Genomic DNA, 14,928 nt, shown 5'->3' on the forward strand with positions numbered 1-14,928 from the left:
AGCCCGCTGAATCCGCCCCGGCAAAGAGGGACAGCATCGCAAGGGATTCTTTCAAAAATTGTATCCTACCGAGAAAGTCCACATCTTATTGTGCCCTTTCTGCCCATTGCCTTTCATCACATTGCGGAATCCGTACTGATAATGGGCACCCACGTAGAAATGCTCCATCGCCATGACACCTACCCCGGATTTCAGACCATAGTCATAGCGGTCGGAAAGCGCAAATGTAGAGTCACCGAAATAAGGCTGCTTGCCATTGGTAACAACGAGTTCACCGGTCGATGAGTCATACTTCTTATATTTATTGCTTCCACCCCAGCCCCATGCAAAATACGGACCGCAGTCGATATGTACCTGTACCAGTTGCGGCACACCGAGACGCAGAGAGGCGAGAATAGGTATCTGCAGGAAATTAGCCTTCTGAGTGCCATTGATTGCACTGAGGCTATGCCCGTCGGTATACAGCAGATGGTAATCGTTTTTACGTGTGTAAATAAAGGCGCCGGGCTGTATGGCAAAGAAATTGCGGAAATTTATATCAACCACGAAGCCTGCGTTGAATCCTCCGCGCCACTGATTGTCTTTCCACTCCACTCCGCTCATCACCTTATCATAATTGTTGGTGAGATTGGAGGTATTGAAGCCGAGCCGTACTCCGAACCGGAACAGATTCTCCGGCACACCGGTGTCGAATATAGTCTGCGCATTGAGTCTGGAGCCGCCAAATATCGCAACGGTGGCCATGCATAGTGCGATGAATAGTCTTTTCATTTCTTCGGTTTATTTGTGTGTATTGCCAAAATTAGACATTATCGACGAAAATCACAAACCCTATCGGTATAAAAGTTGGTCATAACATCGCATACCTCATTCAAAACAACATAGATACAGTATAAGACGGTCGTACAAAAGTGGTCTAAAAATATGTGGCACAGAAACCATTCCGTGCCACATATTTCAAATCGTTCTATTGTAAGACCCTCAGGCCTGAATTATCTTACTCGGCGCGCGCCGATATAACGGCGTGAATAATATGGCTCGGTACTCTTCGACACGGTGACACCCTGCGAGTTAGACGAGTGGATAAACTTGAACGTGCCGTCGGGATTTACGTCGGTAACAAGCCCTACATGGCCCACTCTTGTCTTGCTCACGGCACGACCGCTGAAAAACACCAGATCACCGGGCAGAAGATCCATATCCTCGACGGCCTCGCCTTGAGTATACTGCGAAGAGCTGGAGGCATTAAGTTTCATGCCGAACTGTCTGAACACATAGCTGGTAAAACCCGAGCAGTCAAATCCCTTGGGAGTCTTACCGCCACGACGGTAACGCAGACCCTTGTACTGACCGGCAAACGACAGCATGTCGGCAATATACTCCGGAGCCTCATCGGCATCGCCATTGCTTATGGGATGAATCAACGGCAATTCGGGCTTCCATGTATTTATGGAAGCAAAGTCGGCTGATATGTTTTTATGGTCGAGAGTTTCACGCAGAGGGGTGGTCGCATCGGCACAGACTGCACCGACAAGCATCATGACAACTGCGAGAGATACCCGTATGATATTGCTCATTTAAATTAAGGTAATTTTAGTGAATCGAGGCCCTGTCCATTGCGCATATTGCACTGCCTCTCTTTCCATTCTTCACAAAGATACTAAAATCATCGTCAGCAATCAACCGGACATACAGCCATTTAAAGTCTTTTAGCATCCTCCACGCATCCGGCTCTTCAAATTAACATAATTTTCGCTTTGCATTAACATTGTAATGTCTCAGCGATTTCACAAACGATCCGGGGCATTCGCTCAGCGACATCAGAAATCGACCGAGCGGAGCCACTGCCGCCATTGTTCGCGACTGCCGTTGAATGTATTCAGGTCGACCGACGTGTCGGTGGCGCTAACCCACCCCCAGTGGCTATACTGCCAAAGCGACCAGTCGGTGTCGGCATCCTCCGGCAAAGGCGGCTTGGTAAACGAGCATATCCACAGAGGATAATCGGTAAAACGGTCACGCACAAACCGTTCATATCCGTCCTTGTTGGTGTACAGCATCACGGCATGACCGTTGCTCTCCAGATAGTCTATCATGTCCTGAAGGCGCACTACGATAGAGTCGGTATGCATGTTTTTGGGGTTGGTCCACTCCTCGAGATCTATCACAAGTGGCAGTTCGAGGGTCTTCCCCACCAGTGAGTTGAGCAGATTGATACCCTGCATCTTTCCGTCGGTGCCGAATTTAAAGAAATGATAGGCACCGATATTCCTAATTCCCGCCTTGCGGGCTGCAAGATAATTGTGGTGGAATTTCGGGTCTTTGAAGGTAGCTCCTTCCGTTGCTTTCAACACCACGAAATCAATCGAGTCAGCCGCCAGAAGGCTGAAATCAATATCTCCGTTATGTGCCGACAGATCAAGACCTGTGACGGGATACTCATCACGGCTTAGTTCAAGTGGAGTAATCTCCCTGCGCAGACGCACGAGCAACATCACCATCCCGACGGCAAGAAACACCGACAGGATAACGATTGTGGCAACATTTATGCCCGATTTGCTGTTTCCGCGCGCACTCATGATTACACTCCCTTGCTACAGATTTCAGACACAAGCCATGCGAGCGCCACGGCAAGCATAGCCACAGCCGTCATGCCGAGCAGCGGATTTATGGCCCGGCCTGTACGGCGCTTCAACATCATGCACAGCAACAGGTGCACGGCCAGATACACCCATGCAATCCATCGATGGACACCCATAGCGTCAAGCAGCAGAAGCATGGCGAGCACTCCATTGATAAGATACAGCGAATAGGCGAATCCACGGCCCATTATCACCGCAAGGGTACGCTTGCCTACAGAGGCATCATCGTCGGCATCGCGGTAATTATTGACCAGCAGCACATTGGCACCCATCAGTCCGATAGCGGCCGAAGCTATACCGACAGGCCACGCAAAATATCCCGACTGTACATAATATGTAAGATTTACAGGTATCACTCCGAAAAAGATAATCACAGCCACCTCGCCAAGCCCGTGGCGCGACAGCGGATACGGCCCGGCGCTGTAGGCCATGGCACCAATCGCTATGACTATGCCGGCAATAAGAAGCCACCAGCCTCCCCACCACAGCAACGACAGACCCACACAGCAAGCCATGCCGAGAGTGGCATACGTGGCGCGGAGCATCGCGCCGGGGGTGATGTCGCCCTCGGTAACTCCGCGGCGCGGACCGTCGCGTCCGGCTCGGTCAAGACCGTCACGGTAGTCATAATATTCGTTGGCAAAATTCGAGGCCACCTGCGCCAGCAGGGCAAATATCAGACACAGCGTCGCAGGCGCAGCCTTAAAGGTGCCGTCGCCTACATTATATCCTATCGCCGTCAGCACTCCGGCTGCAGAAACAGGCAGTGTGCGCAGACGCATGGCTTCAATCCACGGTTTCAGAGTCATATTCTTAGAGCTTGTTTACGTAGGAAAGTCCTGATTACAGGGGGGCAGACACCCTCTCAGTCGATTTCCGATATTGAGTTTTCCGACAGTTTTGCCGAAGCCTCGTCGTCGGTGATGCCAAAACATCTTGTCACCGCGCGGCGTATACTGTCGGCCTCCGGAGAGTCCTCCTTCAGGATTTCGATTATCGCGGCCACATACGCATCATGATTTTTCAGCCCGCACAGCTCGGCCACATTGCTCTGCCCTACCATCGACTTCTGGTTGTACACCCTGAGTATCGACTGATAGTCGCCCCCTTCGGCATACCCCCGGAAATCGCGCACAAGCCCGTTGTATATGTCGCGCGGACGCAGGGCATTGACCAGATCGGCCATATGCTGCTCAAGTTTGTCAATCGACGGGAATCGCCCGTCGATACGGTATTCCACCATACGTTTCACCCGGTGGCGTGTATGCATGAGCGCCTGCTGCTTGAGCTCGCCGCGAAACATGTTTATCACCGACTTGCGCACACGGTCAAACACTCGGTCGTCATTGCGGTGGAAATGCCGTGCCACGGCCCTTACCACATCCTCAAGCATCAGTATATTTTCAATCTCAGCCACATCTGGCACGAAGATACGCTTCTTGCGCAGATAAGCCACCTCATGGGCGTCGCGACGGTCACGGTCGACTATGCCGTGGCTGTCGAGATGGTGGAATGAATTCAGGTCGTTGAACGTGCGAGTGGCCTCTATCACCTTGTTGCAACTACCCAGCGAGCGCACCGTATAGTTGGTAAACACCAGCGGATAGAGCTTGGCATCGATGCTGTGGGTGCCGTCGCCCTCGATAAACAGCACCGGCTTGCGCGCGCCTACTATAGTAGTATATATCTCGTCGTCAAGAGGAGTCCCGGCGGGCAGCACGGCATAGTCCCAGCGCTGGGCCTCGGCGTCATACCCGCGCACCCATATCACATCGGGGCGCACGCGCGATGTCATAAACTCCACGTCGTGGGTTGTGTATACCCACGTGCATTCGGGGCGCAACGACTCTACCTTGTCCCATATCATGCCCATCACCGACGGGTGGAGGAACATCCCCGGACTGTCTACAAACATCACGGCATCCTCCGGAGCAAGTACTGCGGCACCGAACGTATAAAGCACAGCCTTCTCTCCGTCCGACAGACGCATCTGCGAGTAAGCGCTGTCATCCTCCTTGCGGCTGAACAGCAGACGTCCGCTCTCCCTGAGAATACGGCTGTCGGGAAACACCTCCTGCCAAGCGCTGATCACACGGTCAAGACACGTAGGCTCCATCCGGCCTCCCGAATGCTTGTGCAAAAGCAGGTGCAACACCTCATCGAGCAGCAGCAGAGCCATCACACGCTCAAACTGGGTATGGTGGTCGCTGCGCATAAATGGCGAACGCTCTGTGGCCGCCTCATAAAGCACGTCGACCGATCCTTCCAGAGTGTCGGTGCTGTCAGCACGATACAGCGCGTTAAGAGCCGAGATACGGAACACCGGCATGCTCATGCCGGTCTCCTCGACAAGACGCTCGGTAAACCGGGTCTTACCCGAACCGTTTGCTCCTATTATTATAATGCGCCGGGAGTCATCGTCGATAACCTCGCGCGTAGAGTCAAGCTGTGGCGGAAGCGTGAGTTTCATATGCTGTCGATGTTTTGAGTCAGTAAAGTTAACAAATTATTCCTTACAGTCAATCAACCCTCCCAACGTTTGTCAACAATGCGGCAACGGGAAATCAAGGAAAATCAGGATTCCCATCCCCCAATCCTGCTCTTTATATCACCTCGCCACTCTCAACAAGCCGTGCATTTCAGATTATGTCCAATGTTCATCACTCATAATTTCCCATTTACAAGTTAATACCCCGAAAATGGCAGATGGACATTATTCCATCCTATTGCAATGGCAAACAGAGCAATTATACCGCCAAAGAATGCCAATATACCACCGACACAAAATGCCCATGTAATCATTACCCATTTCCTGTGCCACGATTTATCCATTTTTTCAAACTTCTTGTAATATTTCAGATAATTATCATTTGTAAATACAGCCCTATAAGCCGGAATATAACATAACCAAATAGGCACCACCAACATGACAATAAGTAAAACAGGATTTATATATTCAAATACTCTAATGTATATTCCATTAAGCAAAAATGATATGAAAATAGAATACCCTCCATAAAAAAATCCAAAGTTATCATTAGCAAATAGAATATGGAAACCTCTTTTTTTATTATTAAAATATCCATATGTTTCCTTCTCACGATTTGCTATATGTATATCCAATCGTTCCTGTTTTTTGGGAGAAAGAAATAGTACTCCAAAAAACAATAGGAATCTACCTATCACCTTATCAATAACAAGCTGTAATCTTCTACTCCCTCGCCAAATGCAGTAATGCACTGCATTAAGGAAATATGCAAATCTATCACCTCTCATAGCTCCATTTCACATTTAATCAATGCCCCAGGATTGGGAAACGAAAATTCTCCAAGCCGATCATTATATCAAATAATATCGCCACTCCGAATATGACAATAGCAAATCCTCCAAAACAGAATACAATCGTTATTCTCTTCCACTTCTTATGCCATTTCTTTCCTTTTGTTTCGAATTCTTTGAAATACTTCAAGTAACGGTTATCGGCAAACACAGCCTTATAAGCTGGAATATAACATATTACAATAGTGACAAGTAGAGTCGTCATGGCTATCACATGATTTACCGCACCATAATTTTTATATATCAGTCCCAATATCACAAAAGATAGAAAACCGGGGTAACACGAATAAATGTAGTCGAACTTATACTTAGCCCACCCGATATAAAGCCCCTTCTTTTTATCATACTTAAACTCATATAGTTGCTGTTCACGCATTGCCAAATAAGCATAAAGTCTCTCCTGACAATTCCTTGAACACATATACCTGGCAAAAAGACGAATACTGCCAAAGACCAGTTTATGCATAAAATTACTGTAGCTAATAGCATGAAGCCAAATGCAATAATGCATTACATTCAGAAAATATGCAAATCTATCACCTCTCATAGTGTTCTATTTTACTCTTAGAATCTGTATCATCTGAATTTAAACAGTTTCTTAAATCAATGCGGCAGGAATGGTAAATCTATGTTATTGTATCCACCAACTACAATAGCCATCATTGTAATTATCCCGAAAATTTCGATTACTATCCCTCCGACACAGAATATCCATGTTATTAATGTCCATTTTTTATGCCATCTATTATCCTCCTTCTCAAACTGCTTGAAATACTTCAAGTAACGGCTATCGGTAAACACAGCCTTATAGGCTGGAATATAACTCACCACTATCGGAATTATTGATATGATAATAAATAACGTCGGATTAATGACTGCCACAAAATTTCTAAGCAGGATGCCTGCAATCAGAAATGACAGAAAAACTGAATAACATAAATAAAACATACCAAATCTATGATGTGCCCATCTTATATGAAAACCACTTTTCTTATTATAAAAATAATCATGTGTTTCCTTCTCATGATTTGCCAAATGGGCACACAGACGTCCTTTATACTTCTTGGTAAGAAATAGCGTGGCAAAAACCAACAGGAATCCTCCTATCACTTTATAAAGCACATGTCCTACCCTTATATCTCCTCGCCAAATGCAATAATGCATTACATTCAGAAAATATGCAAATCGATTGTTATCTATCATATCATACATGACCGGTTACCACAATAGAATAGCCCATGCAGCAGCTATAGACAATAAAGAAATCAGGACTCCCCCAATACAGAACGCAGTGGTGATTCTCGCCCATTTACGATGCCAAGCCCTATTCTCTTTCTCAAATTCCTTGAAATATTCAAGGTAGCGATTATTTGAAAAGACTGCTTTATAGACCGGAATATATCCCAAACCAATTGGCCCAGCAAGAGTGCCAATCATTACGATTGGAGTAATATCTCCATTGATTTTAAGTATCAACCCAAACATGAGGAATGACAGGAAACACGGATAACACGAATAAACGTAGCCGAACTCATACTTCGACAACCCTATATAAACCCCGTTCTTTTTATCATGCTTAAACTCATATATTTGCTGTTCACGCATTGCCATATAAGCATAAAGTCTCTCCTGACAATTCCTTGAACACATATACTTGGCAAAAAGACGTATACTGCCAAAGACCAGTTTATGAATAAAATTGCCAATCCATATCTCATGAAGCCAAATGCAGTAATGCACTGCATTCAGGAAATATGCAAATCTATCCTCAACCATAATCTATATGCTACAAAAAAGGCAGATGGACATTACTCCATCCTATCGCGATAGCGAACAAAGCAATTATACCTCCAAAGAATGCCAATATACCACCGACACAAAATGCCCATGTAATCATTACCCATTTTCTGTGCCACGATTTATCCATTTTTTCAAATTCCTTGAAATATTTCAGATAACGATCATCGGAAAAGACCACTTTATTGGCAGGAATGTAGAACAACCAAATAGGAGATATTAATATTATACCAAATATTATAGGACTAATCAGTCCAAACACTCTAAACAATATTCCTTCCAATAAAAATGATATGCAAGCTGAATAACATAAATAAAAAACAATTACCCGATAATGCGCCCAATTAATATGAAATCCGGTTTTCTTATTATAGAAATAATCATATGTTTCCTTTTCATGATTTACTACATGAGCATACAAGCGAGCCTTGTATTTCTTCGAAAGAAAGATTGTTACAAAAACCAACAGGAATCCTCCCATAATTTTATCAAAGAAAAGGCGTACCCTTATATCTCCTCGCCAAATACAGTAATGCACCGCATTAAGGAAATATTCGAATCTATCATCTCTCATAGCTACATTTTATGCTTAATCAATGCCTCGGGAATGGAAAACGAATATTCTCCAATCCAATCATTATTCTCAACAGTGAGGCTATACCACATAGGTATAGCATAATACCTCCGATACATAATACCCAGGGTATTCTCTTCCTCAAACTCCTTAGAGCATGTTTAAAATATTTAAGATATAATCCCTTTCATAATTAAAATACAAAAGGAAATTGTGATTGCAAACTTACTAAAATTTTCTCAGTTTACAATATTTCACACAACGCGATGCCGGTATATTTTCGCGCGTTATTGCGACGATTGGAGCAATTGGCTGTTTAGCTATGTTTTGTAACATATTGCTCCATGACGCGTTTCTCAAATATTTTCTGTAATTTGCCAACCGTTGCCACTCGGCATGACACCCACAGGCGCTCACGCCACGGCAACAGACTACTTTTTCTCACTATAAACTTCTAATAACATGAAGGTTTACAAGACAAGCGAAATCAAAAACATAGCCTTGCTTGGTAGCAAAGGCTCCGGTAAAACCACACTCGCCGAAGCGATGCTTTACGAGTGTGGAGTTATAAAACGTCGCGGCAATGTCGAGTCAGGCAACACCGTCAGCGACTATTTCCCGGTGGAGAAAGAGTATGGCTACTCAGTATTCTCTACCATTTTTTACGCCGAATTCCTTGGCAAGAAACTCAATGTAATCGACTGTCCGGGCGCCGACGACTTCGTAGGAAACGCCATCACAGCCCTTAACGTAACAGATACCGGCGTCATCCTCATCGACGCGCAGTATGGCGTGGAAGTAGGCACCCAGAATATTTTCCGCACCACGGCTTCCCTGAAAAAGCCGGTTATATTCGCCCTCAACCAGCTCGACGGCGAAAAAGCCGATTACGACAATGTAATCGAGCAGATGACCGAAATCTTCGGCCCAAAAGTAACACCTATACAATACCCCATCAACGTCGGCCCGGGCTTCAACGCCATGATTGACGTGCTACTAATGAAAAAATACTCCTGGGGCCCCGACGGCGGAGTTCCCACTATTGAGGAAATACCGGCCGAAGAACACGATCGCGCCCGGGAGCTGCACCAGAAACTCGTCGAGGCTGCCGCCGAAAACGACGAGACCCTGATGGAAAAATTCTTCGATCAGGGCCACCTCACCGAGGACGAGATGCGCGAAGGCATCCGCAAAGGCCTCGTCGACCGCTCAATCTTCCCCGTATTCTGCGTAAGCGCCCTCAAGGACATGGGCGTACGCCGTATGATGGAATTCCTCGGCAACGTAGTGCCCTTTGTTGAGGATATGCCCGCGCCGGTCGACACCGAAGGCGAAGAGGTAAAACCCGACTCCGACGGTCCCCTCTCCCTGTTCATGTTCAAGACCACCATCGAGCCACATATCGGCGAAGTCAGCTACTTCAAGGTAATGAGCGGCACACTCACCCCGGGTGTCGACCTCACCAACGTTGACCGCGGCTCAAAAGAACGCATCGCACAGGTGTTCTGCGTATGCGGCCAGATTAAGACTCCCGTCGACAAACTTTGTGCCGGAGATATCGGCGCCACCGTAAAACTGAAAGACGCCCGCACCGGAAACACCCTTGACGAAAAGGGTTGTGAGTACCGTTTCGACTTCATAAAGTATCCCGCGCCCAAATATCAGCGCGCCGTACGTCCCGTCACCGAGGCCGACGCCGAGAAACTCTCGGAAATCCTCACCCGCATGCATGAAGAAGACCCGACATGGGAAGTGCAGCAGTCAAAAGAGCTCAAGCAGACCATACTCTCGGGCCAGGGTGAATTCCACCTGCGCACACTCAAATGGCGCGTCGAAAACAACGACAAGCTCCCCATCATATTCGAAGAGCCGCGCATACCGTATCGCGAGACTATCACGAAAGCCGCACGTGCCGACTACCGTCACAAGAAACAGTCGGGTGGCGCCGGACAGTTCGGCGAGGTTCACCTGATCATCGAGCCATACACCGAAGGAATGCCAGCGCCCGACACCTACAAGTTCGGCAACCAGGAGTTTAAGATGAACGTGCGCGACACTCAGGAGATACCCCTCGAATGGGGCGGCAAGCTGGTGGTGTGCAATTGTATCGTCGGCGGAGCCATCGACGCACGCTTTATCCCCGCAATCGTAAAGGGACTCATGGATCGCATGGAACAGGGCCCGCTCACAGGCAGCTATGCCCGCGACGTGCGCGTATGCATCTACGACGGCAAGATGCATCCCGTCGACTCCAACGAAATATCATTCCGACTGGCCGGACGCAACGCATTCTCCGAGGCTTTCCGCAACGCCAATCCCAAGATTCTTGAACCGGTATACGATGTCGACGTATTCGTTCCAGCCGATGTCATGGGCGACGTGATGAGCGACCTTCAGGGACGCCGTGCCATAATCATGGGTATGGCCAGCGAAAACGGATTCGAGAAAATCTCCGCTCGTGTGCCCCTCAAAGAGATGTCATCCTACTCTACCGCACTTAGCTCTATCACAGGTGGCCGCTCTTCATTTACCATGAAGTTCAGCTCCTATGAGCTCGTGCCTTCCGACGTTCAGGAAAAACTCCTCAAGGCATATGCCGAGTCGCAGTCTGAAGAATAAAGAAACTGGTTAAAATATCATCTACTACCATTTTTAAAACCCGCAGGCGCGCCCATCAAAAGGTGCGTCTGCTTTTTGCATATATCCCATCCGCTCCATCACGAGAAATCATCTTGACTTCACCGCGTTACCGGCTTTTTTCGTATCTTTGCATAATGAAGCCATACAGACCGCCCTTACGAAAGGTCAATGACGTCACAGTCATTCATCCCGCGGACACTCCGCCAGGCTTCCATTGTTGAATATCAGAAGAATAACCCAAAAAGCAGAAACTATGCGCAATTTCATTTCAGTATCAGATATAGGTCCTCTTGACCGCGCTGTGGCCGAGGCCCTCGAAGTAAAAGCCAACCGCTTTGCCTACAAACATCTCGGTGAGAACCGCACGCTAATGATGATTTTCTTCAACTCATCGCTCCGCACGCGTCTCTCCACCCAGAAAGCGGCCCTCAATCTCGGCATGAATGTAATCGTGCTCGACGTCAACCAGGGCGCATGGAAACTCGAGACCGAACGCGGAGTCATCATGGACGGTGACAAGCCGGAGCACCTGCTTGAGGCAATCCCTGTGATGGGATGCTACTGCGATATAATCGGTGTTCGCTCGTTCGCCCGATTCGAGTCGAAAGAAGATGACTATCAGGAGAAAGTCATCAACCAGTTCATACGCTACTCAGAGCGCCCGGTATTCTCAATGGAGGCCGCGACACGCCACCCCCTCCAGTCGTTTGCCGACCTCATCACAATCGAAGAGCATAAGACCGTCGACCGACCCAAAATAGTAATGACCTGGGCGCCTCACCCCAAAGCACTCCCGCAGGCTGTGCCCAACTCGTTTGCCGAATGGATGAACGCCACCGACTACGATTTCGTGATAACCCATCCGCGAGGCTACGAGCTCGACCCGAGATTTGTTGGCAACGCCAGAGTGGAATACGACCAGGACAAGGCTCTCGCCGGAGCCGACTTCGTATATGCCAAAAACTGGAGCGCATTCGCCGACCCCGACTATGGAAAAGTCCTGTCAACCGACCGTTCATGGACTGTAACAGCTGAGAAGATGGCACTGACCAACAACGCATTCTTCATGCATTGTCTCCCCGTTCGCCGCAACATGATTGTAAGCGACGACGTCATCGAAGGGCCGCGCTCACTTGTAATCCCCGAAGCCGCCAACCGCGAAATTTCCGCCCAGGTGGTGCTGAAACGAATGCTCGAAGATCTTTAACCGTCAATCGTTTAAATGGCTACACATACACCTAAAGAAGTTATCGACAAAGTAGCGGGCATCGGCGCGGCCAAGGCCGACCTCAGCTCAGGCCGCAACGGCACTTACGCCCGCTTCGCTCTCCTTACCATACTCGCCGGCGTATATATCGCTTTCGGAGGAGTGCTATCAGTGATTCTCGGATTCGGATTCCCCGAAATCACAGCCGCAAACCCCGCCATGCAGAAGTTGCTGAGCGGTGCCGCGTTCCCCATAGGACTCATACTCGTGGTAGTGCTCGGTGCCGAACTGTTTACAGGCAACAACGCCATGCTCATGCCCTCATGGCTCATGAAGCGCTGCTCGGCGTGGGACATAATTGTAAACTGGACACTCGTCTATCTCGGCAACTTTGTCGGCGCTCTCCTTTTCGTGTATATGCTCGTATACCTTACCGGACTGCTAAGCCCCGAGCCCTACCATTCATCCATAATCGCTGTGGCGCAGGCCAAAGTATCGCTCCCCTGGCTCACCGCATTCCTACGAGGCATAGGTGCCAACTGGTGCGTATGCCTTGCCATATGGCTCGCCCTGTCCGCCAAAAGCTCCGGCGCGAAGATGTTCGGATGCTGGCTCCCGGTAATGGCTTTTGTAGTCCTCGGCTACGAGCACTCTATCGCCAACATGTTCTTCATACCCGCGGCAATGCTTGAAGGAGCCGGAATCACCGTCTCTCAGATGATTGTCGACAACCTCATCCCCGTCACCCTCGGCAATATTATCGGGGGAGCGCTGTTTGTGGGCTGTGTCCACGCCTATCTGCATCTCGACCACAAGAAATGATGAAACCAATCCTGTCACGGCTGTTTCCGGCCGACATGTGGCGCGGACGCCTGTCTGTGCTCGTTGTCGCCGCGTTCCTCAAGCTCATCCTGTTCGACGTAGTGTGGTGCACAGGCACCACATTCCGCGCCATGTCCGACATAGGCCTCTACCTCAACTCCCTGCTCGGGGCGCTCCTGCTGGTGCTCCCTTATATGGTGTCGCGCAGGTTCTGGATAGCCGTGACTGTACTGTTCCTGGCCGACGGCGTGCTCGTGGCCAATCTGATGTATTGCCGCACATATTTCACGGCTATACCCCTCGACAGCTATCTTCTCGCCGGAAATCTCTCCGACTTCACCGCAAGCGTGGCCGACTCGATGCGATGGCTCGACATACTGATTCCGCTTACCACAGTTGCGGCCTGGATAATCGGACGTCGCATGCCGCGACGCTTCCCGCCACGGTCTACACTGCGCTACCTTGTCTGCCTCGCGGTCGCAGCGCTCCTCGCTGCCATAGCGGCCATGTGCCGCGGCGGATTCCGTGCCCATTATTCGCGCCTGCAGGAGTCTTGCTACTACACCACATGCACCACACCGATATATACCGTAGGCGGCTCGGTCATGTACGATATCCTGAGCGGCAATTCACGCGCGCTCGACGAAGCCGGCCGCGCGCGCATCGACTCATGGATGGAGCAAAAAGAAAGACACCGCCCCCACCGCGCTCTCCCCGACTCCATCGGCGTCCGCGACAACCTGGTGATTATACTGTGCGAATCGCTCGAAAGCTGGGTTATCGACCGCAAGGTCGACGGAGTGGAGATTACCCCCGTGCTCGACTCTCTCATCGCCGACACCGCATCCACTCTCTATGCGCCCAACGTGCTGACTCAAGTCGCCGCCGGACGCTCAATCGACTGCCAGCTCCTCGTCAATGCCGGCATGCTGCCGATGCAGTCGAGCGTATATTCGATGCGCTATCCCCAGAACCGCTACTACACCCTCAACCGGGCCCTCGCTGAAAAAAACGGTGCACGCTCCTACATACTCACATGCGACAAGCCTATCGTGTGGAATCAGGAACCGATTGCTCGGGCATTCGGCATCGACACCCTCCTCACACGGTCATCCTGGCGCAACGACGAGCTCGTTGGCAACCCCGCCAAACTGAGCGACGGCTCATTCATGCACCAGGCTGTAGAGAAAATGCAGGCCGGAGAAATATGGCCCGTCGGGGAAAACGCATTCCTACAGTTTGTGACATACTCCGGACACAACCCATTCCGACTCCCTGAGAATCTGCGCACGGTGACATTCTCCGACCGCTTCCCGGAGCGCATGCGCGACTATATGATGATGGCACATTACACCGACAGTGCCATCGGCACCCTGCTATCATATCTGCGCTCGCGTCCCGACTACGACCGCACACTGATAGTGATTACAGGCGACCACGAAGGGCTCGCAATGGATCGAGCAGCCATTCTCGACAATCCCGACGCACGGGAAATAGTGTCGCCTGGACAATACACCCCGCTGATTGTAGTCAACTCCCCGGTAGGGGGACGATACGACGCCGTTCTCGGACAGGCCGACATATACCCCACCCTGCTCAACCTCATGCAACTCGACTCATACCGGTGGAAAGGGATGGGCAACAGTATCCTCGACCCCTCCAAGGCCCCGTTTGCAATAAGTTCCATGACAGGCGAACTCGTCGGCGACACTACCGCAGTATCTCCCGAAGCGCTCTCCAACATTCGCTCGGCCCGAGCCATATCCGACCTCATTATCTCCACCGACGCATTTGCCATCATGCCCTGACATAACGGCATATGCATCGAAGAAGGCCTCACACCCACAACCCAACGCGTTAGCGCACAGCCCCTTTTGGAGCGTCCACAACGTTAGCCTATGGTAAGA

The 14,928-nt window shown here is 49.6% G+C and carries 14 protein-coding genes; 4 read left to right on the top strand and 10 right to left on the bottom strand.

What is annotated here, in order from left to right:
* Nucleotides 1–51 precede the first annotated feature (51 nt).
* From ADH68_RS04320 to ADH68_RS04365, 10 genes are all read right to left on the bottom strand, one after another.
* A complete protein-coding gene (locus tag ADH68_RS04320) occupies nt 52–771 on the bottom strand; it encodes a porin family protein (protein WP_084274174.1) in 720 nt (239 codons plus the stop codon).
* Between the two features lie 221 nt (nt 772–992).
* Nucleotides 993–1,577: a C40 family peptidase gene (locus ADH68_RS04325; protein WP_068961889.1), complete on the bottom strand. Its 585-nt coding sequence runs from the start codon at nt 1,575–1,577 to the stop codon at nt 993–995.
* A 243-nt stretch (nt 1,578–1,820) separates the two neighbouring features.
* Nucleotides 1,821–2,579 (bottom strand): glycoside hydrolase family 25 protein, encoded by a 759-nt coding sequence (locus ADH68_RS04330; protein WP_068961888.1) that lies wholly within the window; start codon nt 2,577–2,579, stop codon nt 1,821–1,823.
* 2 nt (nt 2,580–2,581) lie between these two features.
* Complete coding sequence (gene menA, locus ADH68_RS04335) at nt 2,582–3,451, bottom strand: 1,4-dihydroxy-2-naphthoate octaprenyltransferase (protein WP_068961887.1); 870 nt, start codon at nt 3,449–3,451, stop codon at nt 2,582–2,584.
* A 56-nt stretch (nt 3,452–3,507) separates the two neighbouring features.
* On the bottom strand, nt 3,508–5,112 hold the full coding sequence (locus ADH68_RS04340) for a DUF4435 domain-containing protein (RefSeq protein ID WP_068961886.1): 1,605 nt from the start codon (nt 5,110–5,112) through the stop codon (nt 3,508–3,510).
* Nucleotides 5,113–5,327: 215 nt separating this feature from the next.
* Nucleotides 5,328–5,918, bottom strand: a complete 591-nt coding sequence (locus tag ADH68_RS04345; RefSeq protein ID WP_068961885.1) for a hypothetical protein — start codon at nt 5,916–5,918, stop codon at nt 5,328–5,330.
* A gap of 19 nt (nt 5,919–5,937) precedes the next feature.
* Nucleotides 5,938–6,447: a hypothetical protein gene (locus tag ADH68_RS04350; RefSeq protein ID WP_084274172.1), complete on the bottom strand. Its 510-nt coding sequence runs from the start codon at nt 6,445–6,447 to the stop codon at nt 5,938–5,940.
* A 137-nt stretch (nt 6,448–6,584) separates the two neighbouring features.
* The gene (locus tag ADH68_RS04355; RefSeq protein ID WP_068962175.1) at nt 6,585–7,184 is read right to left on the bottom strand and encodes a hypothetical protein; all 600 of its coding nucleotides are present in this window, start codon (nt 7,182–7,184) and stop codon (nt 6,585–6,587) included.
* A gap of 15 nt (nt 7,185–7,199) precedes the next feature.
* Entirely contained in the window at nt 7,200–7,757 is a 558-nt protein-coding gene (locus ADH68_RS04360; protein ID WP_084274168.1) for a hypothetical protein, read from the bottom strand.
* A 10-nt stretch (nt 7,758–7,767) separates the two neighbouring features.
* Entirely contained in the window at nt 7,768–8,352 is a 585-nt protein-coding gene (locus tag ADH68_RS04365; RefSeq protein ID WP_068961882.1) for a hypothetical protein, read from the bottom strand.
* Nucleotides 8,353–8,814: 462 nt separating this feature from the next.
* Between ADH68_RS04365 and ADH68_RS04370 the strand changes: the two genes are divergently transcribed.
* The 4 genes from ADH68_RS04370 (at nt 8,815) to ADH68_RS04385 (ending at nt 14,829) form a co-directional block, all read left to right on the top strand.
* Nucleotides 8,815–10,971, top strand: coding sequence for an elongation factor G (locus ADH68_RS04370; RefSeq protein WP_068961881.1), 2,157 nt, complete (start codon nt 8,815–8,817; stop codon nt 10,969–10,971).
* A 274-nt stretch (nt 10,972–11,245) separates the two neighbouring features.
* A complete protein-coding gene (locus ADH68_RS04375) occupies nt 11,246–12,199 on the top strand; it encodes a Rossmann-fold NAD(P)-binding domain-containing protein (RefSeq protein WP_068961880.1) in 954 nt (317 codons plus the stop codon).
* 15 nt (nt 12,200–12,214) lie between these two features.
* Nucleotides 12,215–13,021 carry a formate/nitrite transporter family protein gene (locus tag ADH68_RS04380; protein ID WP_068961879.1) on the top strand — a complete coding sequence of 269 codons (807 nt, stop codon included), beginning with the start codon at nt 12,215–12,217 and terminating at the stop codon, nt 13,019–13,021.
* On the top strand, nt 13,018–14,829 hold the full coding sequence (locus ADH68_RS04385; protein WP_084274166.1) for an LTA synthase family protein: 1,812 nt from the start codon (nt 13,018–13,020) through the stop codon (nt 14,827–14,829). The genes ADH68_RS04380 and ADH68_RS04385 overlap by 4 nt, the downstream gene beginning before the upstream one ends.
* Nucleotides 14,830–14,928: the final 99 nt, after the last annotated feature.

The sequence above is a fragment of the Muribaculum intestinale genome (assembly GCF_002201515.1).
Lineage (GTDB): Bacteria > Bacteroidota > Bacteroidia > Bacteroidales > Muribaculaceae > Muribaculum > Muribaculum intestinale.